The sequence below is a fragment of the Longimicrobium terrae genome, from assembly GCF_014202995.1.
In the GTDB taxonomy this organism is placed as follows: Bacteria; Gemmatimonadota; Gemmatimonadetes; order Longimicrobiales; family Longimicrobiaceae; genus Longimicrobium; species Longimicrobium terrae.
Genome location: NZ_JACHIA010000010.1, coordinates 150,338 through 176,586, shown reverse-complemented (window position 1 = coordinate 176,586; position 26,249 = coordinate 150,338). Strand labels below are relative to the sequence as shown.

Here is a 26,249-nt window from a genome sequence, read left to right as displayed (position 1 = left end):
CGGGCCGTCGTGCGTAGGGCGGACTCCAGGGCGGCCCCCACCCGGGCTCGTACTACTCGCCCACCCTCCCCCAAAAAAGACTGGGGGAGGGTGGGGGCGCGGCGGAGGGTTCGGTGGGGGCGGCGGAGTGCCTCGCGTGGGCGAAGTGGTGCGAGCCGGTTCGGCGCGGGATCCGGAATGTCGTTCGCCCGACGTGTGTTGAGCGAATGAATCCGCCTCTCAAACCGCGGGAACCCCCGACACGTCGCCCACAGGCGCCGTTCGGGGCTTCAACTGCATTCGGGGACGCGCATTGTCTCGGCCCCAGTCCGCGGAGGCGGACTTCGTGTCGTTCGAGGCGCGGTTTCAACCGCCGGGGCGATGCCCGCCGACGCGCGCTTGTTCCGTGTTCGCGGAGCGGCACCATCCGATGCCCACGACACTGGGGTGTGCTCCCTCTCCCACGTCTGTTTGTGGGAGAGGGTCGTCGTGCGCAGCACGCGGGGTGAGGGCCCACCCGCGGCGGCCCGCACCACCCTCATCCCCACCTCGAACCACATCCCCACCCCGAACCACATCCCCAACTGGAAGGCGTCTCTCTATCCGCCGCCGCCGCCGCGGTATTCACGCCTCCGCCCGCCCCTCCGTCAAGGCGGAAATCCCCAGGTACACGTGCAGCGGCGAATCCGCCGCGCCGCGGATGCGCCGCTCCAGCTCCTGCACCGCGTGCAGCACCTCCTCGCGCGGAAGCCCGGCCTGGAACGTCACATCCAGCGTCACCAGCACCTCGCTCGGGGACATCTGCATGGTGCGGATGCGGCCCACGTGCGCGCCCGGGGTTTCCGCCGCCGCGCGGTTGATGCGCTCCACCACCTCCGCGTCCGCGCGCTCGCCGATCAGCAGCCCCTTGCTCTCGATCAGCAGCAGCACCGCCACCGTCGCCAGCACCAGCCCCACCCCGATGGACGCCGCGCCGTCCAGCCACGGCAGCTCCAGCAGGTGGCTGAGAAACACGCCCAGGAACGCCATGGCGATCCCCGCCAGGTCGGCGATGTCCTCCAGCACCACGGTGAACAGCGCCGGGTCCTTGCTTTCGCGGACCGTGCGCATGAACCCGCGGCCGGCCGCGTGCGCGCGAAACTGCCGGTAGCCGACAACGAACGATCCGCCGTCCACCAGCGCCGCGATGGCCAGCACCGCGTAGTTCCAGCCGGGCGAGCGCAGCGGCTCCGGGTCCATGATGTGGCGGATCCCCTCGTAGATGGAAAGGCCGCCGCCCAGCGCAAAGAACAGGATCGCCACGATGAGCGACCAGAAGTACAGTTCCCGCCCGTGGCCGAACGGATACTGCGCGTCCGGCGGACGGCGGCTGCGGCTGCGGCCCAGGAGCAGCAGCGAGCCGTCCGCCGAGTCCACCAGCGAGTGCACGCCCTCCGCCACCATCGCCGAACTGCCGGTGAACGCGGCCGCGACGAACTTGGTGATGGCGATGATGACGTTGGCGGCGATGGACGCGTAGATGGCCGCGTTCGACTCGCGCGGCGGTTCCGCGGCGGCCGCGGACCGTGCTTCCTGCTGCTGACCCATTCCGTCTCCACCCCTGGATGATGCCCGTTGCGGCGCGCCGTGGTGTCACGACTCGGACCGCCCCCGCGTTGCATTCCCCGGCATTGCCCGCGGTGCTACGGCCGATAAAAAAAAGCGGTGCCGCGGCGATCGTGCGCCGCCGCCGCGCGGGCTTGCGGCACGGCGTTCGCGGGCGGATGTTGCCGCACGGCCCCGGATGACGAGCGGCGGCCGCCCGCGAAGATCCGCGCCGGGTTTCCTGACCCACCCGCCACACTCGGTTGTGTTGATGAAGCGACTGCTTTGCTCCCTGGTTCCCGCGCTGGCCGTGATGGCCGCGTGCAACGGCGACTCCAGCGGCGTAGTGGTGGAGCGGCCCCGGACGGCGGAGGCGCTGCTTGCCCAGCGCCCCTGGCGGCTGACCAGCGCCGGGTACCGCAACGCCGTGCAGAGCTCCTTTTCCGGCCTGCAGGTGGCGGGCGGCGCGCCGGTGAACGAGTCGCAGGGGCTGGCGCTGCTGGCGGCGCACGCGGCCGCGGACTCGCTCATGAACCCGGGGCCGCAGTCGCGGCTGCTGGATTCGGTGCGCGCCTTTCACCGTTTTCGCACCACCGACCCGTCCATCGGGCAGGTGGGCGACAGCACGCGCTACGTGGGGTTGCGCGTGGCGCTGGTGGGCGCGCTGACCTACGCCGGGGCGGAGCAGCTGGAGCGCTCCGTGCTCACCGACAGCATGCCCAACGGCGCGCTGCGGCTGGCGGGAATCATCTTCAGCAGCGCGCTTCCGGAAAGCGTGCCGGCCGACATGGTGGTGCTGACGAACGGGCGCCTGCTGCTGCGGGTGAACGCGCGGCTGATCAACGAGAACCCGCTGCGGCTGATTCCCACCATCGCGCACGAACTGGCGGCGCACCAGGACGGGCAGAACTCCGTGGGCGAGGAGGTCGCCGGCAACGTGCTGGAGCAGATGATCTGGTACCGCATGCTGGAAGCGCGCCCGGAGCTGGCCGCGGGCGAGACGATGCTGCCGGTGATGCGCAACCTGCGGCTGGGTGCGTTCCTGCAGTCCGGCACGGGGGCGTCGCTGGGGGTGCAGGCGGCCAACGGATCGCTGTTCCCGGACGTGGGCGACGGGCATCCGCTGGGCGCGACGCGCTCGTTCACGGCGTTCGTGCAGACGCAGTACCCGGCCGCCAGCGCGTCGTCGTCGACGCCGGCGAACAACTCGCTGCTGTCGTTTCTGGCGCGGCTGGGCGTGCAGTGCCCCGCCACGGTGTTTTCCGCCTCCACGCTCGCGTGCCTGGATTCGGAGCTGGGGCGGATTTCCGCCGGCCAGCTGAACGGGTTCCGGTACGACCGGCGCGTCGCCGTCATGGGGCTGATCCGGATGGCCAACGGGTCCGGCGGAGACGGCGGCACCAACCCGCAGTAGGTGACCGGCGTCATCCGCCCGGTTGATGGGATGAGTCGCGTGGCGAGGGAATGACGCGATCAGGAAAGAGAAACGCCGGCCCGGATTGCTCCGGGCCGGCGTTTCTGTCGGTGCGGGGATGGTTATCAGGTGCCGCGGATGGTTTCGCCCAGCGCCGGACGGGGAGGCCCCTCCCCCGGCCCCTCGCCGCTCCCCTCCCGGCCGAAGCAGAAGCGCGGGGAGGGGAGAACGGCAACGACTTCACGTTCCGGATGGTGCTGCGCGGCCGGAGAGGCCCCCTCTCCCCGGCCCTCTCCCCCGCTCCGCGGGAGAAAGGGAGACCTCCGCGCGAGCGCCGGCTGCGGCTCGGACGGGCGCGCTTTGGCCCGGCGGTTGAAACCGCGCCTCGCAAACACGAAGTCCGCCTTCGCGGACTGCGGAGGCGACCCTGTGCGCGGATCCCCTGTGCGGTTGAAGCCCCGAACCGGACGCGCCAGCGGCCGGTGTCGGGGGTTCCCGCCGTTTGAGCGGCGGATTCATTCGCTCAACGGAATCCGCTCACGCGACGATCTCCGCTCCCGCGCCGAATCCTCCGCCCCGCCCCAACCCTCCCCCAGTCTTTTTTGGGGGAGGGTGGGCCGGTGGTGCCGGCCCGGGTGGGGGCCGCCCGCGAACTCCGCCGGTCCGCACCAAACCATCCGCCCGCGCACTACAGGCGCGGGTCCACGGGCTCGGACTCCAGCGCGAGCACGCCGAACACGCACTCGTGCACGCGGCGCAGCGGCTCGCCCGCCACGAACCGCTCCAGCCCCTCAACCCCCAGCGCGAACTCGCGCAGCGCCAGCGAACGCTTGGCGCCAAGCCCGCGCGCCCGCAGCCGCTCCAGGTTTTCCGGCGCGGTGTACTCCGGGCCGTAGATCAGCCGCAGGTACTCGCGGCCGCGGCACTTTACCGCGGGCTGCACGATCCCCCGCGTCCCCCGCGCCACGAAGTCCATCGGCTTCACGACCATCCCTTCGCCGCCAGCGCCGGTCATCTCCTCCCACCACGCGACGGCGGCGGCCTCGCTTTCCGCATCCGCCAGGTTCACCACGCGGCGCCCCGTGGCGTACAGCAGCCGCTCGCCGCCTGCGCGGATGGCGTCGATCTGCTCCATGTGCCAGCGGTGGTCGCGGCTGGTGTGCACCGCGCCCGCAGTCGCCAGGATGTGGAACGGCGCCAGACGCAGGTCATCCACCGAATTCACCGGCCAGACGTAGCGGTTGTACGAGGCGATGTACGCCTCCGCCGCGCCCAGCCGCTCCTCCGTCCGCGCACGCAGCGCATCCACCCCCGCGCCGCGGGCCTCGGCGCGGCGCAGCGCATCCGCGGCCTCGCCCAGCGACGCGCGCGCGGCGGCGCCCACGGAAGCGTACTGCGACCGGATCAGCTCCTGCGCCTTGGCGGACCAGGGCATCAGTTCGCAGTCCAGCACGGCCCAGTCCGTGTCCATCCGCTCCCAGAACCCGGACGCCGTCATCGCGTCGCGGACGATGGACAGCGCCTCACCCTCAAGCGCGCGGTCGTCAAAGAAGCGGCGGCCGGTGCGCGTGTAGATGATGCCGATCCCGTCGCCGCGCACGCCGAAGCGCCGCGCCGCCGCGTCCTCGTCGCGGCAGACGACCACGACGGCGCGGGATCCCATGTGCTTCTCCTGGCACATGACCTCCGCGACGCCTTCCTTGCGGAAGTAGTCGAACGCCTCCGCCGGGTTCTCCAGCAGGCCGGGCGCGCGGCTGGTCTGCGAGGGCGACATGGTGGGCGGCAGGTACACCAGCCACCGCGGGTCGGCGGCAAAGCGGCTCATCACCTCCAGCGCCGCCGCCGTGTTTTCCGCCCGGAGCGTCACCGTGCGCTGCAGCCCCGTCTCCACCCGCCGCGTGCCGCTGACGTCGTCGATGTCCAGCAGTTCATCCTCCCGCTGCTGCGCGGAAAGCACCGCCTCGGCCTCTACCAGAAAGGGACGCGCGGGCTCCGCGTACACGGCGCGCGCGGGGACGGAAACCAGTTCCCGCTCCGGCCAGCGCAGCGCCGTGAGGCTGCCGCCGAACACGCATCCCGTGTCGATGTTGAGCGTGCGGTTCAGCCACTCCGGCCGCGGAACGGGCGTGTGGCCGTAGACGACCGTCGCCGGCCCGCGGTACTCCGCCGCCCAGTTCGTGCGGACGGGAAGGCCGAACTCGTCCGTTTCGCCCGTGGTTTCGCCGTACAGCGCAAACTCGCGGACGGCGCCGGAGCCGCGCCCCTGGAACTCCTCCCTGAGCCCGGCGTGCGCGGCGACCAGCGCGCCGCCGTCCAGCATGTAGTGGCTGGGCAGGCCATCCAGGAAGCGGGCCACGCGGTCGCGGAACTCGGGCGTGCGCGCGGCCAGGTCGTCCAGCGTGGTCTGCAGCCCGTGCCGCACCTGCACGTTCTTGCCGCGGAGCGCGCGCACCAGCTTGACGTCGTGGTTGCCGGGGACGGCCATCGCGGATCCGGCCTCCACCATCGCCATCGCGGTTTCCAGGACGTGGGCCACGCGCGGCCCGCGGTCCACCAGGTCGCCCAGGAAGACTGCCTTGCGCCCCGCCGGATGACGCGGCACGCCGTCCTCGCCCGGCACGTAGCCCAGCGCGGCCAGCAGTTCGTCCATCTCGTCGCCGCAGCCGTGCACGTCGCCGATGAGGTCGAACGGGCCGTGGTCGCCGCGGCGGTCGTTCCACAGCGGCTCGCGGCGGATCTCGCGCAGGTCGTCGATCTCGCGGTCGCTCAGGATGAAGACGTGGCGGAACCCCTCCTTGCGAAGCGCCCGCAGCGAGTCGCGCAGCTGCCGGCTCTGCATGGCGATGGCGTGCGGCGGCACCTGCCGGTCCGCGCGCCGGGCGTTGCGGTCGCGGCACACGCGCTCCGGCACGTTCAGCACGATGGCGACGGGGATGACGTGCGTTTCCCGCGCGATTGCCACCAGCGGGCGGCGCGCCATAGGCTGCGTGTTGGTGGCGTCGATGACGGTGAGCCGCCCGGCCCGCAGCCGCTTGCGCGCCACGAAGTGCAGCGCCTCGAACGCGTCGGGCGTAGCGCTCTGGTCCAGCTCGTCATCCGCCACCATCGCGCGGAAGAAGTCGCTCGACAGGATCTCCGTGGGCCGGAAGAAGCGGCGCGCAAACGTGCTCTTTCCGCATCCGGACGCGCCCACCAGCACCACCATGGAAAGGTCGGGAATGTCAATGGCGGCGGGCGCCCGGCCGGACTCTGAAATGTCGTTGATCTCGGTCATGTCTCCACGCCCCGTACGGGCGCCTGGTTCAGTCGTTCGCAATCCATCAGATACGTCGTCTCAAAGCCGGGGCGCGTGTTCCACGCCGCGGTTTTGGACACGTCGCGCACGGTCCACGGTGTTTCTTCAAAGCTGCGCCACACGTCCCGCGGCGGTTCGGGCGCGGTGTGCTCGCGGATGCGGGTGATGCGCCAGCGGTAGATGGCCTCCGGCACGCCGGGAACGCCTGCGTGCCGGTCGCGGAAGACGAATGGGTCGATGCCGAGGTGAACCATCCCCGTGACCAGTCGCCCGCCCGTACATCGGCCGGGTCGCCGGCGTCGCAGAACGCGAGGACGCCGATGTCGATCATCCACACACGTTCATCCCGGTACACGACACGTGCGGTCACGTCGTAAACGGCGCCGCCGCGCGGATGCAGGCGCGGCTCCGCGGGCGCGCAGGGGGCGAGCGGACCCAGGAATTCGACCGCGAACCACTCCGTTTCGCCCACGGCGAAGTCGCCGTAGTTGCCGTCTTCCATGACCCACGGCTGGACCTCGATCCCGATCTTCATCGTCGCCTTTTCCGTCACGCGGCGGCGGACGGCGGCATCCGCAGGCGGACCAGCAGATCGTGCAGCGCGCGGCGGGTTTCGTCCGAGGGCGCATCGGGAAGCGTGCTGCGCTCCGCGGACTCCATCAACATCGCGCGCAACCGCAGGTACTCCGCGCGGTGAAACTCCACGTCGGCGCCGGCGATCAGTCCCTGCTCGTCGCCGTTCACCTTTCGCGCGATCAGGTCGTCGATGTACGGCAGGCCGATGTCGTAATTGCACGACGGCAGCGACGCGTTCACCCGCCCCGTGCGCAGCAGCACGATTCCCGTCAGCAGCACGCGGTACAGGTAGAGCAGCGGCTTTACGCGGGGCGGCTGTTCGCCTTCCCAGAGACGCCACTGGCCGGCCGCGAAGCCGGCGTAGTGCCGCACGCACCCGCGCGTGATGCAGCCGCGCGCGATGTGCTTCAGTTCATCATGTCCCGCCGTCGTGTGGACGATCAGGGGCGAGTACAGCTGCTCCAGCACGTAGCCATTGTTGCGCAGCAGCAGGCGCATGAACTTGCGCGCCTCGTGCGTCACCAGGTCCACCTCGGCGCCGTCGCGCACGTGCTCCAGCGAGATGGTTTCCTCGCCGGTGGACAGGCCCACCAGGTGCTCCAGCGGCAGCAGGTGCACGCCGCGCAGGTCGTGGTCGGAGTCGGCGGAGGGGAATCCGTACAGGTGCGCGCCGCTCACGGTGGCGAAGAGGAGCGGGTAGGGGTGCGCGTGGATTTCGGCGCGCAGGCGCGGGTCCGTCATCATGGAAAAGTACGAAAGGGAAGTGCGTGAGTGCGTCAGTGCTGGGTGCGTGAGTGCGAATGTGTCCGGTCCGGACTCGCGCTTCAATCGGCGGATCTTGCCCGGAGAGCCCCGGTCGCCGGCTCCGGCCGTGCCGGACGAACGGCCAGGCGCCGCGGATGGAGGGCGCGAGCCGAAGCCGCCCGCGCCCGGAACGGCCCCTCTCGTACTTATCGTACTTTCGTACTTCTCCTCATCCCTCCACGGCACTTCGCCGCGCGCGGACCAGAAAGTCGTTCGCCCAGTCGTAGTCGGGCGCTTCCGGCAGCGCCGTGGCGGCGTAGGCCGCGTCAAAGTCGCGGTGCAGCGCCAGCCTCCACTGGTTCACCTCATCCCACGGCGCGCTGCCCGCGCGCACGTCCAGCAGCGCCGCGCGATGTTCATCCTCTACCGCCACGGGGAGCGCGCCCTCTCGCAGCGCTCCGATGCCGGAAAGCAGCAGGCGGATCAGGTGCATGGCGTGCTTCCACCGCGGCGCGCCGTCCATGCGAAAGTCCGTCTCCAGCCGCTTGAACTGCGAAATCACGTAGCCGTTGAACGTCTGGTAGACGCGGCGCGACAGAAATCGGTGCCGGTTGTCCAGCAGCTCCTGGCCGATGGCCGTGGCGTCGCGCACCAGGGGCGTGTACAGGCACTCCAGCACGTTGGGATTGGCCTTGAGCGCCAGCACCAGAAACTTGCCGGCCTCCCAGTAGACCTCGTCGCTGTCCGCGCTTTCCAGCTGCTCCGGCACGCCGTACAGCGCCCAGTGCAGCCGGGCCGGCGGCAGGTAGAAGCCACGCAGGTCCACGTCCGACGCGCTGGACTGCAGCCCGTACGCGCGAGATCCCACCACGCAGCGCAGCGCCACGTGCGCGTACATGTCCGCCTCGTCCACCATCCCGCCTGCCTTGTGCAGCGCGGCGGCGTGCTCCTGCTTGCGGATGGTGAGGTGCTCGCGGCGCACGGACACCTCCGCGCCGCCCGGCAGGCGGACGCGGTAGGAATGCGAGGCGTCGTCCGGCGCGCGGACCACGTGGCCCACGGCGCCCGCGGGCGCGATCAGCACTCCGGCGCCGGTGGTGGCCGGGTGCCGCAGCGTTACGTGGGTGCCCAGGGGCAGAATCAGGTGCTTGTTCACGGTACTCCTCTCGTTCCGCCCCGGCGCGCTCCGCCGGTCAGCGGAGAACGAAGTGGAGCCAGTCTTTCATGGATGGCGGGATTCGATCGCCCGCCTCGTTCATCGCCTCGCGCGCGGCGAGCTTCTGCGCCATCGACGGCTGCGCGGCCGTGCGGTTCAGCCGCGGCCGCCAGCGGCGAAGATGGTTCTGCGCCGCCAGTGCGATCCGGGGATCGTCATCCGCACAGCCGCGCAGAATCCACACGATCGCGCTCCACGCGGGTCCCGTCTGCAGCAGGCGGAACGCGTTGCGGCGCACGTGCGCCTCATCCGCCTCCGCCAGCGCCGCGAGCCGGCCCGCCGGCACCAGGCTGCGCCGCGAGCGCAGCGCCTCCACCGCCTGCCTGGACACGCCGCCCGACGCGTCGTTCAGCGCGGCGAGAAACACCTCCACCTCGCTTCCGCCCGCCAGCCTGTCCGGCGCGCGCACCGCCGCCCGCCGCACCGCGGCCGACCGGTGGTTCAGCTGTGCCGAGAGGATGCCGAAATCCGCCGCCGTCCCCGTCTCCCCCAGGCCGGCCACTGCCACGGCCAGCTGGGGATGATCCGCCGTGATCCGCTCGCGGTAAAACGCCGCCACATCCAGCGGGGCCACCGTCTTCAGATGAAAGCGCGCCGTCTGCCGCACCATCGCGGAGCGGTCCACCAACCCCTCGCGCAGCATCCACTCCGGGTCCGTCGCCACGCGGACGGCGAGTTCCAGCCCGCGCGCCCGGATCACGGCCGCGCGGTCCAGCCGAAGGTACGCGTGCAGCCTTCGCGCATCCTCATCCTCCAGCGTTGCGACCATGGCCGCCGCCCGCCGCCGCACCGCCACGTCGTCCGAACGCAGCAGCACGGTTTCCAGCCTGTAAGCCAACTCTGGACCCCCGACGTCCGTCAGCGCGGCGAAGGCGGCGTGGCGCACCGCCCTTTCCCCCGAGTGCAGGCCGCGCGTCAGCATCTCCTCGCCCCGCGGCGATGCCCGCACCAGCGCCATCACCTCCGCCGCCAGTCCAGCGTCGGCCCGTTCGCCTTCGCCCGCCCAGAGCACCAGCGCCAGGTTGCGCATCCAGTGCTCCTCGTATCCCGCCAGCAGACGGTCACGCAGCGCGGCGCGCGCGGCGTCCCGCACCTGCGGCACCCAGTCCTTGGCGCGTAGCAGCAGCGGCCACAGCTCACGCCCGTCGCGCTGCTCCGCCAGCCGCGCCACCATCTCCGCGCGCACGAACCCGTCGCCGTGCGAGGCCAGCACCTCGGCCGCGGCGGAGCCGGGACGTACGGGCGTGGCCGCGTCCGGGCGCTCTGTGTAGTAGCCCAGGTAGCGCCAGCCGCGGAGGATGGCGTCCGTCCGCGGCCACTGGCTGGGGAAAACGGAGTCGGCCTCCCGGCGCAGCGCCGCCTCCGCCAACGCGCGCTCCGCGTCGCCGGCACGAAGCACATCCAGCAGCCGCGCCATGATCCGGGCTTCCACGTACTGCTCGTCCAGCACCGGCCCCGGCCCGGCCACCGGCTCCGGATCCCGTCCGCTGAAAAAGCGGATCAGCCGGTTGATCATCCATCCCCGCTTTCCAGACTCACGTCCACCATGGCCGAGTCCGTGCGGGTGAACACCGCCATCTGCGTCGGCGCGCCGACCTCCTCGTCCACCGGGCCCACGGGGAGCAGGCGGACGATGTAGCCGAACCGCGCGCACACGCCCTCCGCCCATTCCGCGAACTCCGCCCGCGTCCACTCGAACCGATGGTCCCTGTGGCGAAAGCGGCCGGCGGGCAGCGTGGGCCAGCGGACGTTGTATTCCGCGTTGGGCGTGGTCAGCACGATCGTTTCCGGACGGGCGTACTCCCACAGCACCCGCTCGAATGCCGCCAGCCGCGGCGCATCCAGGTGCTCGATCACCTCCACCACGGCGGCCGCGTCGTAGCCGGCCAGGCGCCCGTCGCGATACGTGAGCGCGCCGTGGATCAGCCGCACGCGGTCGCGGACGCGCGGGGGCTGCCGGTCCAGCTTCAGCCGGTCCGCGGCCACCTCCAGCACGCGGTGCGACACGTCCATCCCCACGATTTCCGTGAAGCGCGGCTCGGCCAGCAGCATGCGCAGCAGCTTTCCCTCGCCGCAGCCCAGGTCCAGCACGCGGGCGGCGCCGCTTTCGCGCAGCGCCTGCATCACCGTTTCCAGCCGCTGCTGGTGCAGGCTTATGCGCGCCTCCAGCGCCCCCTCCTCCGCGTCGCGGACGGCGGCCAGCGTGGGCTCGTCCGGCGCGGCGCCCTCGTCCGCGGCGTCCGGCTCGGGCTCCACCAGCCGGGCCAGCGCCTGGTCCACCAGCGAGCGGCGGCGCTTCAGGTAGCGCGAGGCGATCATCGTGCGCTCCGGGTGGGCGGCCAGCCAGCCCTCGCCGTGGCGCAGCAGCTTCTCGACCTCCTCATCCCCCACGAAGTAGTGCTTGGCGCCGTCCAGCACGGGAATCAGCACGTACAGGTGCGTCAGCAGCGCGGCCAGACGGGTTTCGGCGCGCAGGGTGACGGTCAGGTAGCGGCTGTCGCCCCACTCCGGGTGCGCGGGGTCCAGCGGATGCGCCTCCGCATCCACCACGTAGCCCAGCGGCTCGAACAGGCGCCGCAGCACCTCCGCCCCGCCGCGCACGGGAACCACCGTGATGCGCGCCTCCAGCGGGATGGCGGTGGCGGCCAGTTCCGGACGGTCGCGGCTCACCCCCGACATGGCGCTGCGCAGCACCCGCGACAGCGCGACGGACAGAAAGGACGACGCGGCGTACGGCCGGTCGTTCACGTACTGGTCAAGCGTGCCGCCGTCGCCGTTGCCGCGCCCGCGCACCAGGCCCACGGGATCCACGTCCAGCAGCAGCGCCGCCGTGCACGCCTCCTCCGTGGCTTCGGGATAAAAGACGTGCGCCGTCCCGAACCCCAGGTCAAAGCGCTGCGACCGCGCCGGGTTCTTTCCCAGCAGGTAGCCCAGGTCGGTGGCGGGCGCGTGCGTCGTGCGGATGGTGAGCAGCATGGTGGTGCAATCCAGCGTTGATGGATGGAAGCGCGCTCCTGCCACGATTCCCCGGCGTGCAGCGGGGATCGATGGCGAAAGATCACGCCGATTTCTATTTTCCGACACGGATGCGCCGGCGGAACTCACCGGGACCGCGGACGATGCCGGCCGTCCGCGCGGGACCACGATCCGGGTCCGCGGCCCCAAAGGGACGGCCCCGGAGTTGCGGGACATCCGTTTCCGGCCGGTGCGCGTCAGCTGTCCGAATCGCCGGCGGCCGGGCGTTGCAGAACGGCCGCGAAACATGTGACGAGCCGCGGTTCCCGGCGTCCAGAATACCGCTCCGGGGATCGCCCCGGGCCGGTTGACGCTGCGGCGGCCGCGCGGCAGTCTGGAAGGCCGGGCCGCGGTTCCGTGCGCCGCGCGTGACCATCCGCCCGACCCGCTTTTCCCCATCGCCGCAACGCCTTTTCGCGGAGCGGCGCAAGCAGACTTCAGTATCCGCACCCGAGTACCATTTGATGGACAAGTTCCCTCCGCCCGCCGCGTCGCGAATCGCGCGCATGGGCACCGCGCTGCTGCTGCTGCTGGCGGCCGCGGCCTGCGCGGATTCTACCGGTTCCGGACGGGCCCGCGCGGACGTCCGGGGCGCGCGGGGCGACCTGGCGGTGTTCACCTGCCGCGCGCAGATCGCCGACCGGCGCGTGGAGTGCTTCGCGGACGACCAGGGCGGCGCCCGCCTGTCGCTCTCGCCGGGAACGGGTCCCGCCGCGGTGGCGCACACCATCGGCGGCGAGGGACAGTACGCCCGGCTGGCCTTTGCCAACATCACCGCGACGGACGCGGCCCTGGAGTTGGACGCGACGGTGCAGAACCTGAGCGACCAGCCGATGTCCACGGGGGACGGCGCCACGCCCGGTGACGCGGGGCTCCAGGTGTTCCTTCACACCCTGCCGGTCGCCTCCCCGTCCGGCTCGGTCACCCCGGGAAACGCGGACGGCACCGGAGACTTTACGGGACCCGGCCAGCCCTACTTTCAGTACGCCGGCGCCGCCCTGGGGCCGGACGGCATCCTGGCCCCCGGCGAGGTGTCCGCCGCCCGGCGCTGGGTGTTCACCCTGAGCGGCGGCGTGACCTCGTTCACCTTTCAGGCGTACGTGCGCACGGAGACGCCGGAGGCGGACATCCGGACCGTGGCGCCGCAGGTGAGCGAGGTGTCCGCCTCCACCCTGGTGCCCGGCGACACCATCACGCTCACCGGCGAAAACTTCAGCTCCGCGCCGGCCGGCAACACGGTCCGCATCGGCGGCGCCGCGGCCCCGGTGACCGGCGCCAGCGCCACGCAGCTGTCGGTGATCGTTCCCTGCATCAGCAGCGGGACCGTCGGCATCGACGTGCAGGCCGGCGGGCTGCGCGGCGTGGCCGTCGCCCGGCCGCTGCGGGTCACGCAGCGTGCGCTGGAGGTGGGCGAGTCGGTCGTCATCAGCGACTACGCCCGGGTGGGGTGCAATGAGCTCACACCCACCGGCCGCCAGACCCGGTACACGGTGGCGGTGTTCAGCAACAGCACCGTGCCCGGCAGCAACTCGCCCGCCGCGTTCTCGTCGGACCCGGCCGTACCGCCGGCGGACGCGCTCCCCGCCGCCGTGGCCGCGCCGGGGTTCACCCTGGACGGCTACCTCGCCGAGGCGGCTGTGCGGCGCGCGGAGCAGGCCCACGGCGAGCTGCTGGAAAAGAACCGCGCGGCGTACGAGCAGCTGTATCCCCGCTTTCGCGCGGACCCGCGGATGCGCCCGCGGCGTGACGCCATCGCTCCCGCCCCCCCGGCGCCCAGCCGCACCTTTCGCGTGTCCAACGTCGTGGGCAGCGTCTGCAACAGCTACTACGTGGTCAGCGCCACGCGGGTGTACTACGACGGCAAGCTCGCCATCTACGAGGACGACGCCACTCCGGCCGCCTTCAAGGCGGCGAACAACCCCGAGATGGCCGTCAACTACCGGAAGATCGGCGACCAGTTCAACAACGACATGGAGCCCGTCCTCCGCGAAAACTTCGGCGACGTCCTGCGCCGCGACGCGGTGACGGACAACAACGGGGTGCTGATCGCGCTGTTCTCGCCGCGCGTGAACGCCTACGCCACCCTGGCCGGCTTCGTGGTCGCCTGCGACCAGTTCCCCAACGACGACACCCGCGATCCGCCGGTGGGCGGCCCGTACACAGGCACGGGACGCAACGGAGCCAGCAACTTCGGCGAGTTCTTCTACGCGTACCAGCCGGTGGTTCCCGGCCCGGGGTACGCCGGCAACACGGCCGAAAGCTGGTACAGCACCATCCGCTCTACCTTCATCCACGAAGCCAAGCACGTGGCCTCCAACGCCGCGCGCATCGCCAACGGCGCCGCCGGGAGCCAGGCGTCGTGGCTGGAAGAGGGCACGGCGCGCCACGCGGAAGAGCTGTGGATGCGCAACGTGGTGGACCGCGTGGCGTGGAAGGGCGACACCGGCTTCGGTTCGGCCGCCAACCCGGTCAACATCTACTGCGACCTGCGCCGCGCGGGATCGCCGGAGTGCGCGGCCAACCGGCGGCGCCCCGCGCGACTGATGCTGCGGCACTTCACCTCGTTGTACACGCAGATGTACGCCACCAACGCGCGGCTGCTGTCGCCCTTCGGCGCCACGGAAGCGGACATCAGCAGCGTGTGGTACGGGATTTCGTGGTCGCTGGTGCGCTACGCCATCGACCGCTACGGCACCTCCGACGCGGCGTTCCTCACCGCGGTGAATCAGTCCACCGCGACCGGGCCGGCCGCGCTGACCGCCGTGGCCGGCGCGCCGCTGGACGAAATCCTGGGTGGATGGGCGCTCGCGCTGGCCGCGGACAACGAGCCGGACCTCGCCAATCCGCCCGCCGCCATCCAGTTCCCCACCTGGAACCTGCGGAGCATCTTTGCCGGGATGAGCACCGATCCCAATGCCTCGGGCTTTCCGCTGGCGTATCCGCTGGTGCCGGAGCCGCGCTCGTTCGGCGCCTTTACCACGCCGGCGATCACCACGCTGCGCGGTGGCGGTGTGCTGTGGTACGGCCTCTCCGGCGAGCAGACCCAGCCCCAGCTGCTCACGCTGGAGGGGATCGGCGGCGCCCCGCTCCCCGCCGCCGTGCGCATGGCCATCGTGCGGGTGCAGTAGGCGGATCGCGCGCCAGGCTCCTCCGCGCATGCGCCGCGTCGCGCGCGAATGGAAGAAGCCTGATTCCGGGGGAGGCGGCCGTCACGGCCGCCTCCCCCGTCTGCTTCGGTGGCCGGAGGAGCCCCGACACCGTTCCCTCCACCGCGCAGAGGATGGCGTGATGATGGCGGGCCGCGGATGTATCAGTTTGTCCGCATCCCGCTCCTGATCCGTTCCCCGCGGTTGCAAACACAGGCCCGCCACCGGTTTTTCCGGCTGGAACAGGATGAAAGGGCGGCTCTCCACCCCAGGCGCGCCCGGCTCACCGCGCCGGGTATCTTGCCATGGCCGTTGACTTTGGAGCAGTCATGCAGCACTTTGACGGACGCCGCGCAGTGCTGCGACGGCGTTCGTTTCAGCCCCATGCGCCACCTTCGACGTCGCCGCCCCGGTTCCGGGGTTCTCCGCGCGTCTGCCCCACCGCTCCGCCCAGTCACCGGAATGCGCCCACCGCAGCCCGGCGTGATCCCCTTCCCGTACCTTGGACGCCATCTGATGGACAATCCGATTCTGCCCCGCGCGTCGCGAACCGCGCGTGCCGGCGCCGCGCTGCTGCTGCTGGCCGCGGCCGCTGCCTGCGCCGACTCCACCGATTCCGGCCAGAAGCGCGCGACGCTTCCGGGCGCCGAGGGCGCGCTGGGCGTGCTCACCTGCCGCGCCATGGTCGCCGACAAGTCGGTGGAGTGCTTCGCCGATGGTGCGGGCGGCGTGAGCGCGCTGCTGGCGCCGGGAAGCGGACCGTCCCGGGTGACGCACACCTACGGCGGGCAGGGCTCGTACGTGCGCCTGGCGTCCGACAGCCTCAAGGCGACGGCCGGCGCCTTCGAGTTCCGGGCGACGGTGCAGAACCTGGCCAGCCTGGCCATGGGCACCACCGACGGCTCCACGCCGGAATCCACCGGGCTGCGCGTGTTCTTTCACACGGGTCCCGCGGCCTTCCCCGCCGGCTCGGCCACCGTCGCCAACCCGGACGGCGTCGCCAGCATCAGCGGCGAAGAGCAGCCGTACTTCCAGTACTCGGGCACCAGCCTGGGCGCGGACGGAATCCTGGCCTCGGGCGAGGTGTCCACCCCGCGCCGCTGGATCTTCAATCTGGATCCGGGCGTGACGTCGTTCACCTTCCAGGTGTACGTGCAGACCGAGACGCCCGCCGGTGAAACCGAGACGGTGGCGCCGCAGGTGACCGACGTCTCGGCCGCCTCCCTGGTGCCGGGCGCCGCCATCACGCTGACCGGCTACAACTTCAACGCCACCCCCGCCAGCAACACCGTCCGCATCGGTGGCGCCACGGCCACGGTGACCGGCGGCAGCAGCACGCAGCTGTCGGTGATCGTCCCCTGCGTCAGCAGCGGCACGGTGGGGATCGACGTGCAGAGCGGCGGCATGCGCGGTGTGGCTGTCGCCCGCCCGCTCCAGGTCACGCAGCGCACGCTGGGTGTGGGCGAGTCGTTCATCATCACCAACGCCGCCGAGGTGCCCTGCAACGAGCTCACGGCCACCGGCGTGCAGACGCGCTACCTGGTGTCGGTGTTCAGCAACAGCACCAGCCCCAGCAGCAACTCGCCCTTTACCTTCGCGGCGGACGGCTCCGGTGAGGCCCCGGCGGTGCAGGCGCCCGCGAACGTCTCCGCTCCCGTGCCCGCCGGCCTCACGCTGGACGGCTACGTGGCCCAGGCGGCGCAGCGCGCGGCCGACGACCGCCATGCGGACCTGCTGGAAAAGAACCGCGTGGCGTACGAGCGGGGCATGGCCAAGTTCCGCGGCGACCCGCGCATGCGCGCCAACCGCAGCGTGGTCTCCCAGGATCCGGCGCCGACGCGCACCTTCCGGGTGTCCAACATCAACGTCAGCAACATCTGCAACAGCTACTACGTCGTCAGCGCCACGCGGGTGTACTTTGACGGCAAGATCGCCATCTACGAAGACGACGCCACGCCGGACGCGTTCAAGAGCGCCAACAGCCCCGCGATGGCGGCCAATTACCAGAAGATCGGCGACCAGTTCAACAACGACATGGAGCCGATCCTCCGCACCAACTTCGGCGACATCCTGCGCCGTGACGCGGAGACGGACAACAACGGCGTGCTGATCGCGCTGTTCACGCCGCGCATCAACAACAGCTTCAGCGGCGTGGCGGGCTACGTGGTGAGCTGCGACCAGTTCCCCAACGACGACGCCAACACGCCGGCCGTCGGCGGGCCGTACACCGGCACCGGCACCTTCGGCGCCAGCAACTTCGGCGAGTTCTTCTACGCCTACCAGCCGGTGGTCAACGCGACGGGGTACAGCAGCGGCAACACGCCGGACAACTGGTACCGTACCATCCGCTCCACCTTCATCCACGAGGCCAAGCACGTGGCGTCCAACTCGGCGCGCGTGGCCAACAACGCCCCTTCGTACGAGGCGGCGTGGCTGGAAGAGGGCCTTGCCCGCCACAGCGAAGAGCTGTGGATGCGCAACGCGGTGGACAACGTGGCGTGGAAGGCCAACACCGGCTACGGCTCGGCGTCCAACCCCATCAACCTGTACTGCGACGTGCGGCCCGCGGGCTTCGCGGAGTGCGACGGCAACACGCGCCGCCCCGCCAGCATCATGCAGCGGCACTTCTCGTCGATGTACACCACCATGTTCGGCCAGAACGCGCGCCTGCTTTCGCCCTTTGGCGCGACGGCCTCGGACAACGCGAGCTACTGGTACGCGAACTCGTGGTCGCTGGTGCGCTACGCCATCGACCGCTACGGCTCGTCGGACGCCGATTTCCTGACGGCGCTGACGCAGAGCACCACCAGCGGCGCCACCAACCTTACGGCGCGCGCGGGCACGTCGCTCGACAACCTGCTGGGCGGATGGGCGCTGTCGCTTGCGGCTGACGACTACCCCGGGCTGACCACGTCGAACAACGACATCAAGGTGCAGACGTGGAACCTGCGCAGCATCTACGCCGGGCTGAACGCGGACCTGCCCGGCACGTACACGCTGCCGTATCCGCTCACGCCGCAGCAGTACGCGTTCGGCAGCTTCACCGCGACGCCCATCACCACCACCATGCGTGGCGGCGGCATGCTGTGGTACGAGATCTCCGGCACGCAGACCAAGGCCCAGCTGCTCAAGCTGTCGGGCAATGGCGGTGGCGCGCTGCCCGGCACGCTCCGCGTGGCTGTGGCGCGGCTGCAGTAAGCGGATGAAGATCACCGCCTGGATTCTCCCCGCGCTCGCCGCCGTGGCGTGCGCGCGGGGGAACCCGGTTCCGGGGGAGGCGGCCGCCATGGCCGCCTCCCCCGATTCGCTTCGCGGCCGGGTGGAAGTAACCGGTTCGGAACCCGCCACGTTCGTCGTCCTCATCCCCGCGGACGGGCGGGCGGTCGCGCTCGCCGGGCAGCAACCCGTTCTGCGCGCCCTGGCCGGGGTGGAGGTGGCCGTCACCGGCCGGCGCACGTCGCCCGCCGCGTTCCAGGTCGCCGCGGTCACCGCGCGTTCCGTGGACGGCATTCCGGTGACGGACGGCGTGCTCGTGCGTGACGGCGAGCGCTGGTTTCTGCGGATGACGGACGGCGGCCGCGTTCCGCTCTCCAACCTTCCCGACGCGCTGCGCGGACGGGAAGGGGCGCGGATCTGGGTCACCGGCCCGCCACAGGGCCCGGTTCAGACGTTCGGCGAGATTACCGGGCCGGATGGCGGGCCCGTTACGGCGGAACCGCTGCAGCCCGCCACCCCGGGCGGCTCCCCGCCGCTGGACGTCGTTCCCCCGCGCTGATCCCCGGCCCGCGCTCCCGCGCGGGCCGTTTTTTCATCCAGACGGGCGGATCACCCTCGGTCCGCCACCTGTCTCCCTCTCCCCACACGGGAGCCCAGTTTCCGGCGTGGATGGTGCGGCGTTCCGGCCGTGTCCTGCGCGCCGGGTGGGCGGACGCGGATCTTTTCGTACGTGGCCGGTGTCATGCTTCGGCTCCATCCGGGCGCTCCCGGCCGCCACGACCCGCCGATCCCGACCTCTTCATGCGCATCCGATCCCGACACCTGCTGCCGCTGGCGCTGCTGTCCGCGGCTTCGCTGCACGCCCAGGCCGACGTGCGCCGCGCCGCGGAAGGCATCCGCGAGCCGTCCCTCCGCGCCCGCGTGGAATGGCTGGCCGGCGACGCCATGCGCGGCCGCGCCACGCCCGGCGCGGAACTGGAGGCCGCGGCGGATTCCATCGCCGCGATCTTTCGCCGGGCGGGGCTGCGCGCGGCGGGGGACAGCGGCTCGTACATCCAGCGCTTCGCCTTTTACGCCACCTGCGTCCCCGCGTCCGAGCGCCGCTTTGCCATGCAGGCGGACGGGCGACGGACGGAGTGGCGGTACGGCGCGGACTACTTCAGCTTCGCCGCCTCGACCGCGGTGGAAGGCGAGGCCGTGTACGTGGGCCCCGCGCTCCCTCAGCCCCAGCCGCTGAGCGAAGGCGCACGCGGCCGCATCGCCGTCTTTCACCTGGCCGGCAGCCCGGTGGACGGATTTCCTGTGATGAGCGGCGCCGTCCTGTCCGCCGTGCGAGCCGGTGCCACGGGCTTGCTCTTCGTACTGGATCCCGCGATGGACGCGGACAGCATCGCGTGGTTCGCGCAGCAGGTGGAAGCGACCAACCCGCTCGTCTCCATCCCTGTGTCCGTCATCCGCGCGGATGCTGCAGACTCCATCTTTCGCGCCGCCGGGCTGGATGACGGGGCCCTGCGCGCCCGCTCATCCACCACGCCGCTGCCGCTGCCCGGCGTGCAACTGTCGATGGCGGCCCCGGCGCGCACCGTGAGCGTGGCCGCGCAGAACGTGGTGGCGGTGCTCCCCGGCTCCGACCCCGCGCGGCGGGACGAGTACGTGGTGCTCACCGCGCACTTTGCCCGCGCGGGCGTCGGGCGCGCGGATGCACGCGGCGACTCCATCTACAACGGGGCGGATGACAGCGCCTCCGGCACCGCCGCCCTGCTCGCCGCGGCGGAAGCGTTCGGCCGGCTACGGATGGCGCCCGCCCGTTCGATCGTCTTTCTCGCCGTCAGCGGCGAGGAGCGGAACCTGCGCGGCTCCGCGCACTGGGCCGCCCACCCCACGGTCGCGGGCGGGCGCGTCGTGGCGAACATCAATCTGGACATGAGGGGCCGCAACGCGCCCGGCACGCTGACCGTCCTGGGCCAGGAATACTCGTCGCTCGGCGAGACGGTCGCCCGCGCGAACGCCGCGCACCCGGAACTCGGCTTTCAGTTGCCGTCAGACGTGGACGATGCGCTGCACGGGTTCGCCCGCGGCGACCACGCCAGCTTTGTCCGCGCCGGCGTGCCTGCCCTCTTTCTGACAGCGCTGGACCGTCCCGACGATCACCATGTCACCGATGATCCGATGCGGCTGAACACGGAAAAGCTGACCCGCGTGGCGCGGCTGCTGTTCTACACGGTGCACGCCGCCGCCTCGGAACCCGCCCTCATCGGGTGGTACGCCGGCGGGCAGGCCCGCGCGCTCGAGGCGGCAACGCGGTAGAAGTGCGTGAGTGCTGTGTGCGTGAGTGCGTTAGTGCGCCGGTAGGGCGAAAACTCCGGTTCGGCTCCGCACTGCCGTTCGCACTCACGCACCCCGCACTAACGCACTCACGCACTTTCCCCTAATCCTTGTACGGATCAATCTCCCCCGCGCCCGCCATCACCACGATCAGCGGGCGCAGCACGTGTTCGATGTGGATGGTCGCGCCCTGCGCCTCCAGCACCTTGGGCAGACGGCGGTACGCCTGCGGCGCCTCGTCCAGCCCGCCGCCGCGCAGGATCACGCCGCGCTTGCCCAGCCAGTCGCTCACCATCTCGCGCGAGATGCGGCCGGGGGTGATGACCCGCCCCGTCTTGCGGTGAACCTTTCCCGCCGCTGCCGTGCGCGACATCACGCGCCCGGCGCCGTGCACGGTGCTGAACATCGCCTCGCGCTGCGCCGCGGCGGTTTCCTCGTCCGGCGCCTCGGCCCCGCGCACGATCACCGCGTCGTCGCCCATCGACCCGCCGATGAAGCCCTTCTGCCCGGGAAAGGCGGGCGTGGCGCCCTTGCGGACCACCACCATCTCCGCCGTTTCGCCCGACTTCGTGGTGTGCTGCTCCTTCCAGGCGAAGTTGTGGTGGTTGTGCACCAGCTCCAGTTCGGTTCCGCCCAGCATCTGCACCACCTTTCGCGCCACCCACTCGCGCCCGGTGTAGGCGTAGCGGCCGGCCAGCTCCATCAGCCGCCAGTAGTCGTGCCCCAGCGGCTGCTGAAGGTCGAGCAGAACCTCGGCCTCGCGGGCGCGCTGGCCCCAGTCGCCGCCCTGGCTGAGCGAGAGGAAGTCCGAGGCGATGGTGTGCCCCAGCCCGCGGCTGCCGAAGTGTACGCCCACCCACACCGTTCCCGCCTCGTCCGCAAAGACATCGACGTAGTGGTTGCCGCTTCCTACGGTGCCCAGCTGGCGCCGCGCCTTGTCCTGCAGCGTGTCGCGGTAGCCGCCCACATTGGGGATGGCGTACCAGGCCGCGTCCAGGAACAGCGGGTCGTCGGTGGGCGCGTCGTCCGCGTTGTTCTTGCGGCCGATGCCGAACGAGATCGCGTGCTGGATCTCATCGGCCATGCGGCGCGCCTGGCGGTCTTCGGCCAGGCGGTGCGGATTGCGCTGCACCTCCGGCAGCGTGAGCCCGCCGGTGATGTCGGCCACGGTAAGGTCGGTGCGGATCGCCGCGTTCCCGCAGGCGATGTCGAAACCCACGCCCACGACGGAAACCTTGTCGCGGTACGCCGCCACCCCGCCGATGGGCATGGTGTAGCCCACGTGCCCGTCCGCCATCAGCGCGGTCTGCTCCGCACGCGAGGCTACGTCCTGTATCTGGCGGATAGTGTTCTCGTCGTGCTGCCCGAAGATGCGCATTTCCCCTGTCTCTGCTGTCGCTGTAAATCGTTTGCCGCCAACGTGCGGACGGGCTTGATTCCGTCACTTGTGTGGACGTACCGGACGGCCCATCGTTGTTCCGTGTGCAACCCCGATCCCACGGAGATTTCCATGCTCAACTTTCAGAACCGTGCCGCCATCGCCCTCAGGCTGCTGGACCCGTCGGACCGGGCGATGATTGACGAGGCGATCGCCCGACTCCTTGCCCAGACGCGGCCGGGCTCCCATCCGGAAGCCTTCAACGGCTACGAAATCCGCGCCCTGGCCAGCGGATCCTACCTGCTGCGCATGGAACCGTGGGGCATCTTCTTCAAGCCAGAGGCGGGCGACCTGGTCATCGAAGACATCTTCCCGCTCGAGCGTCTGGAGTGGCTGCGGGGTCGGATCACCGCACCTGCTTGAATTCTCGGATGTCCGGCGTTGGAACCCCCCGTACTCTGGAGGCAATCATGCTCAGGCTGAAGCGCCCGGCACATATCGCACTCCTGTGGCTGGATCCTGAGGACCGTGATGCAGTCAATCAAAGCATCACGCACCTGCTGGAACTCACCCGGCCCGGTACGTCGTATGATGACGTCGAGGCGTACTCTGTCCGTCCGGCAAACAACGGGTCCTACATGCTCACCGTTGATTCGCAGTGGGGACTCTTCTTTTCCGAGCAGGAGGGCGACCTTGTCGTCAGCGATGTATTTCCGCTCGGCAGACTGGAAATGTTCGGCCACCCAACGAAGAATCCTGATCCGTGATCCGATGGAAACCCACCATTCGGCTCAGAACTCCTCGTCGTCCCAGCGGCGGTCGGCGCGCTCCTCCTTGCGGCGCAGGTAGCCGAGTTCCCGGTCGCGGGTCCGCTGCAATTCGGTGGATTCAAAGACCGCCTCCACCCGGTCGGCCCGCAGCCAGGCGCGGCTCCCGTTCAGGTCCACGAACCGCAGCCATCGCGGCCGCAGCCAGCGGCGGTCCAGCGCCCGTCCCACCGCCTCCGCCGTCGCGGCGGTGACGTACCAGGTGCTGTACTCGGACTGCACGACGAAGTAGTCGCCCGGCCCCGGCCGCTGATCCGGCGTATCCTGCTTCTGCTTGATGATGCTCATTGTTCTGTCGCTTCAAAAAACCGGGCATCTCCCGCCCGGCGCATTGTGTGTTGCGGATCGCGGGCGCCGCCGCGGCGGGTGCGCGGCCCGGTCAGCCCGGACCGCGCAACCTATCGCGCGAAATCGGCGATCAGCTGGGGCGCGGCCGCATCGAACCCGACCACATCCAGCATCCCCGCGTCCTCCGGGTCCGCGATGCTGAACCCGTTCGACGCCATCCCCACCACCACCAGCTTGGCGGGAATCCCCATCCGCTCCCGGTACTCGCGAAGCGCCTGCGACGGGTGCACCGTCCCCGCCCATGTTTCGTTGTCGGTGTAGACCACGAACGTGTCCACCGCCCACCGGTTCCGCAGCGCCTCGGTGATGGGCAGCGCGCAGTCAGTTCCGCCGAACGGCAGCCCGCTCACCGCGGCCACCACGTCATCCAGCCGCTGGCGGGGCGAGACGGCGAGCGGAGTCAGGCCAGTACCTGTCGCCCCCCACCGCGAGGCGTACGGCCCCGCGGTGAACGCGACGAACTGATGGGCCGGCTCCGTGGCGGCGGTTACCAGCGCCATCGCCGCCGAAGCGTCGCGGCAGGTGATGCCCTGCAGCCCCAGCACGTTCGCCAGCATGGACCCCGAAACGTCCAGCGCCAGCAGCGTCCGCCGCCCGGAGGGCACCACCGCGCCGAACGCCAGATAGAAGGCCGCGTCCAGCGCATCCACCACCGAGGCCACGGGGGCCCATCCGGCAGCCCCGCGCCCCTTGCCGCGGGCGTAGGTGCGCAGGGCCGAGAGCACCCGCACCGGGTGTACGCGCGCCCGGCGCAGCGCGTCCGCGTCCGCCACGCGGGCGGCCACCTGCGCCGCCGCCGCGCTCCCCGGCGCAATCAGCCCCACGCGGGTCATGGCGGCCAGGTTGCGGATCAGCGCCGTCAGCGGCATGGACTCCAGCAGCGCCTCCCACACCTCCGCGTGCGCCAGCAGCCTGTTGGGAACCATCTCCCACGTCAGCCGGTGCTCGCGGATCGCGGCCGCGGCCTGGGGCGCCGCCGCCGAATCGCGGTGCAGCCCGTCCGCCGCGCGCACCAGGGCCAGGGCCGGAGTGTCTCCCGCGACCTCCTCGCCGCGGCCGCGCGCCACCGCCCGGCGGAACAGCGCCTGCTGCTCCTGCGACCGGGGCCGGGGATGCGCAAGCCGCAGGGCGTCGCGGTGCGACCAGCCGTCCCGGGACGGATACTTCAGAAGCTGGTAGGCCAGTTCGCGCGGCTCCCGCTCGGTGTACCACGCCGAAACCGCGCGCCGCACCCCGCGTCCCCACCCGCGGAACGCGCCCGCGAAGCCCAGCCAGTGCAGCAGGTGCGTCCCCGTGCGGGCCACGCGCGTAAGGGCCGCGAGCGCGGCGGCGCGGGTGGGCTCGTCGCCCAGCCCGGCCGCCATGGCCAGCACGAACAGCGCGGGGTCGTTCCCGGGCGCGCGGCCGCTTTCGCTCATTTCCACCACGCGGGCCACCACGCGCGGCCCGTCCTGGGCGATGCACGCGGCGGCGCTCCGTGCGTTTTCCGCCGTGAGCGCGCGCTCGGTGGTGTAGTAGGTTCCGCCCTCGCTTCCAAGGACGAGGAACCGGTCCAGCCGGTCCCACGGGGTGAGCTGCCAGGCGTACCCGCCCGCCGAGTTCCGGACCTGCGCGGAGCCCGGGATGGGCGCCGACTGCGGCGTGAGCATCGCCCGGAAGCGGGTGGCGAAGTACCGGGTATAGTCCATCATGATGAAGTCCCGCCCTCCTTTCCGGGCCGGCGTGGGTCGTTTCCCGCCGCCGTTGTGCGAAGGGAAGGGTGGAGCCGCGGCCGGCGCGGGATTCGAACCCGCGGGCCACCAGAGAACCCTCCGCCATCGGCCCGCGCGGACGCGGACGGGGTGCGGGGAGGGACTGCCACGGCCGGCGCGCGCGGCTCCTGTGCGTGGCCCGGGCGGATGACGGTGTTCGCTTCGGCTCCCCAGTCGCATGTCGGGGATGGGTTGGAGCGATGACCGAAACGGTTCGACCCGCCCGGGCCGTGTTCCTCGTCGTGTTCCGCGTGCTGGCGGATGGTGTTGCGGGATCGCCTCCACGGCGATCCGTGCTGTTCAGTGCCCCGGCGGGATTTGAACCCGCGACCCTCGCGTCCCGTTAATCCTCACGCATCGGCCCGCCTTGTGAGCGGACAAGGGAACGGCGAGGAATCCGCGATGCTCTACCGGACTGAGCTACGGGGCGCCCCCGGCGAATTCGCGGGGAGTGCCTGATGTGGACCCGGCGGGATTCGAACCCGCGACCTCTGGATTATCAGTCGGTAACCCTCCGCCGCCGGCCCGCGGCACGGGCAAGGAAGTGGGGAGGGAGTCAGCGCTCTGCCTCTGAGCTACAGGTCCACGTTGTTCCGGGCGATGCGGCCGGTTGCCCCGGCCGCATCGCGGCTTTCCAACCCGCTGCGCCGCGGGCGAAAGTCGGTTCGTTGTCTGGCGGCGGATCGGATGCGGGCCGGCGGAAACGTGTCGCCCCTCCTGCGGGGGGTCGCGTTTGTCCACCCGGGCGGTGCTTCACGCCCCGCCGGCCCATCCATCCGTCAGCCTCCGCGTCCTTCCATCCCGATCACCTCCCGCGCCGTGTCCAAAAAAGAATCGCCCCGCCCGGCAGTTGCGCGGGCGGGGCGAAAAAGCGTCGCTCCCGGTGAACAGTTCCGTTGCGCGTCAGGGCGCGCACCCGGCTGTTCTTCCCGCATTCATGTGGTCCGTATCACGCCGGCTGCTGCCGGCTGCACCACGGAGTCCGTTCGTGTCCGTCTTGTCGAATTCCGGGTTCCCGACCAGGGCGCACGACGGTCCCGTGCCCAGCGGCTGGGCCGCGGGGCTGAGAATCGCCGGAATCGCAAAGTGCGCCATCATCGAAGTCGGTACCTGCTGCACGGGTGAAGCGGAACGAATCCGCCAGAAACAAAAAAAGAGCCGCATCCTGATGATCCCTGTCCGCCGCACTGCTGCGTTGGAGGGGGAGCCTGCGTTGCGCACGGGGCGGCAAGGCAGGCGATCATCGGGACGCGACTCCCAAGTGGCGATGAGTGTAGCCGGGAAATGGCGGTCTGTCAAGGGCCGGTTTTCGCGCCCCGTTCCTCGATCTCCACGGCCAGGGGTGATGATGGAGCGGGATCGTCTTCGGACCCGGGCGGCGGCGCTGGCCGCTTCTCCCGACGGCGCAACAGGTTAGGGCACGGAGCCGCGTTCG

At 71.0% G+C, this 26,249-nt stretch carries 17 protein-coding genes and 2 tRNA genes; 7 read left to right on the top strand and 12 right to left on the bottom strand.

Features of this window, described 5'->3' with window-relative positions; genetic code table 11:
- Positions 1-603 precede the first annotated feature (603 nt).
- Complete coding sequence (locus tag HNQ61_RS16885; protein WP_170032583.1) at positions 604-1,566, bottom strand: cation diffusion facilitator family transporter; 963 nt, start codon at positions 1,564-1,566, stop codon at positions 604-606.
- Positions 1,567-1,834: 268 nt separating this feature from the next.
- Between HNQ61_RS16885 and HNQ61_RS16880 the strand changes: the two genes are divergently transcribed.
- On the top strand, positions 1,835-2,977 hold the full coding sequence (locus tag HNQ61_RS16880) for a hypothetical protein (protein WP_170032581.1): 1,143 nt from the start codon (positions 1,835-1,837) through the stop codon (positions 2,975-2,977).
- A 688-nt stretch (positions 2,978-3,665) separates the two neighbouring features.
- On the opposite strand, the gene HNQ61_RS16875 is transcribed toward HNQ61_RS16880, so the two are convergent.
- From HNQ61_RS16875 to HNQ61_RS16850, 6 genes are all read right to left on the bottom strand, one after another.
- Positions 3,666-6,251, bottom strand: coding sequence for a polynucleotide kinase-phosphatase (locus tag HNQ61_RS16875; protein WP_170032579.1), 2,586 nt, complete (start codon positions 6,249-6,251; stop codon positions 3,666-3,668).
- Positions 6,248-6,526: a hypothetical protein gene (locus HNQ61_RS16870; protein ID WP_170032577.1), complete on the bottom strand. Its 279-nt coding sequence runs from the start codon at positions 6,524-6,526 to the stop codon at positions 6,248-6,250. Before HNQ61_RS16870 ends, HNQ61_RS16875 begins: the two co-directional genes overlap by 4 nt.
- A gap of 295 nt (positions 6,527-6,821) precedes the next feature.
- Complete coding sequence (locus tag HNQ61_RS16865; RefSeq protein WP_170032575.1) at positions 6,822-7,592, bottom strand: nucleotidyltransferase domain-containing protein; 771 nt, start codon at positions 7,590-7,592, stop codon at positions 6,822-6,824.
- Between the two features lie 229 nt (positions 7,593-7,821).
- Positions 7,822-8,748 (bottom strand): DNA polymerase beta superfamily protein, encoded by a 927-nt coding sequence (locus HNQ61_RS16860; RefSeq protein WP_170032573.1) that lies wholly within the window; start codon positions 8,746-8,748, stop codon positions 7,822-7,824.
- Positions 8,749-8,785: 37 nt separating this feature from the next.
- Positions 8,786-10,324, bottom strand: coding sequence for a hypothetical protein (locus HNQ61_RS16855; protein ID WP_170032571.1), 1,539 nt, complete (start codon positions 10,322-10,324; stop codon positions 8,786-8,788).
- Positions 10,321-11,784 carry a 3' terminal RNA ribose 2'-O-methyltransferase Hen1 gene (locus HNQ61_RS16850; RefSeq protein ID WP_170032569.1) on the bottom strand — a complete coding sequence of 488 codons (1,464 nt, stop codon included), beginning with the start codon at positions 11,782-11,784 and terminating at the stop codon, positions 10,321-10,323. Before HNQ61_RS16850 ends, HNQ61_RS16855 begins: the two co-directional genes overlap by 4 nt.
- Before the next feature lie 503 nt (positions 11,785-12,287).
- Here HNQ61_RS16850 and HNQ61_RS16845 point away from each other — a divergent pair.
- The 4 genes from HNQ61_RS16845 to HNQ61_RS16830 all read left to right on the top strand — a co-directional run bounded on the left by HNQ61_RS16845 (position 12,288) and on the right by HNQ61_RS16830 (position 20,492).
- Complete coding sequence (locus HNQ61_RS16845; RefSeq protein WP_170032567.1) at positions 12,288-14,951, top strand: IPT/TIG domain-containing protein; 2,664 nt, start codon at positions 12,288-12,290, stop codon at positions 14,949-14,951.
- Between the two features lie 534 nt (positions 14,952-15,485).
- Entirely contained in the window at positions 15,486-18,167 is a 2,682-nt protein-coding gene (locus tag HNQ61_RS16840; protein ID WP_170032565.1) for an IPT/TIG domain-containing protein, read from the top strand.
- A 4-nt stretch (positions 18,168-18,171) separates the two neighbouring features.
- Positions 18,172-18,744, top strand: a complete 573-nt coding sequence (locus HNQ61_RS16835; protein ID WP_170032563.1) for a hypothetical protein — start codon at positions 18,172-18,174, stop codon at positions 18,742-18,744.
- 242 nt (positions 18,745-18,986) lie between these two features.
- The gene (locus tag HNQ61_RS16830; protein ID WP_170032561.1) at positions 18,987-20,492 is read left to right on the top strand and encodes a M28 family peptidase; all 1,506 of its coding nucleotides are present in this window, start codon (positions 18,987-18,989) and stop codon (positions 20,490-20,492) included.
- Between the two features lie 121 nt (positions 20,493-20,613).
- Here the strand turns inward: HNQ61_RS16830 and HNQ61_RS16825 are convergent, their stop codons facing one another.
- Positions 20,614-21,888, bottom strand: coding sequence for an RtcB family protein (locus HNQ61_RS16825; protein ID WP_170032559.1), 1,275 nt, complete (start codon positions 21,886-21,888; stop codon positions 20,614-20,616).
- A gap of 132 nt (positions 21,889-22,020) precedes the next feature.
- Here HNQ61_RS16825 and HNQ61_RS16820 point away from each other — a divergent pair, with 132 nt between their 5' ends.
- On the top strand, positions 22,021-22,311 hold the full coding sequence (locus HNQ61_RS16820) for a hypothetical protein (protein ID WP_170032557.1): 291 nt from the start codon (positions 22,021-22,023) through the stop codon (positions 22,309-22,311).
- A 47-nt stretch (positions 22,312-22,358) separates the two neighbouring features.
- Positions 22,359-22,655: a hypothetical protein gene (locus tag HNQ61_RS16815; RefSeq protein WP_170032555.1), complete on the top strand. Its 297-nt coding sequence runs from the start codon at positions 22,359-22,361 to the stop codon at positions 22,653-22,655.
- Positions 22,656-22,679: 24 nt separating this feature from the next.
- On the opposite strand, the gene HNQ61_RS16810 is transcribed toward HNQ61_RS16815, so the two are convergent.
- From HNQ61_RS16810 to HNQ61_RS16795, 4 genes are all read right to left on the bottom strand, one after another.
- Positions 22,680-23,003: a hypothetical protein gene (locus HNQ61_RS16810; protein WP_170032553.1), complete on the bottom strand. Its 324-nt coding sequence runs from the start codon at positions 23,001-23,003 to the stop codon at positions 22,680-22,682.
- Between the two features lie 110 nt (positions 23,004-23,113).
- The gene (locus tag HNQ61_RS16805; RefSeq protein WP_170032551.1) at positions 23,114-24,754 is read right to left on the bottom strand and encodes a TROVE domain-containing protein; all 1,641 of its coding nucleotides are present in this window, start codon (positions 24,752-24,754) and stop codon (positions 23,114-23,116) included.
- A 363-nt stretch (positions 24,755-25,117) separates the two neighbouring features.
- Positions 25,118-25,244, bottom strand: a tRNA-OTHER gene (locus HNQ61_RS16800).
- A 31-nt stretch (positions 25,245-25,275) separates the two neighbouring features.
- Positions 25,276-25,399: transfer RNA gene (locus HNQ61_RS16795), tRNA-OTHER, on the bottom strand.
- Positions 25,400-26,249 lie beyond the last annotated feature (850 nt).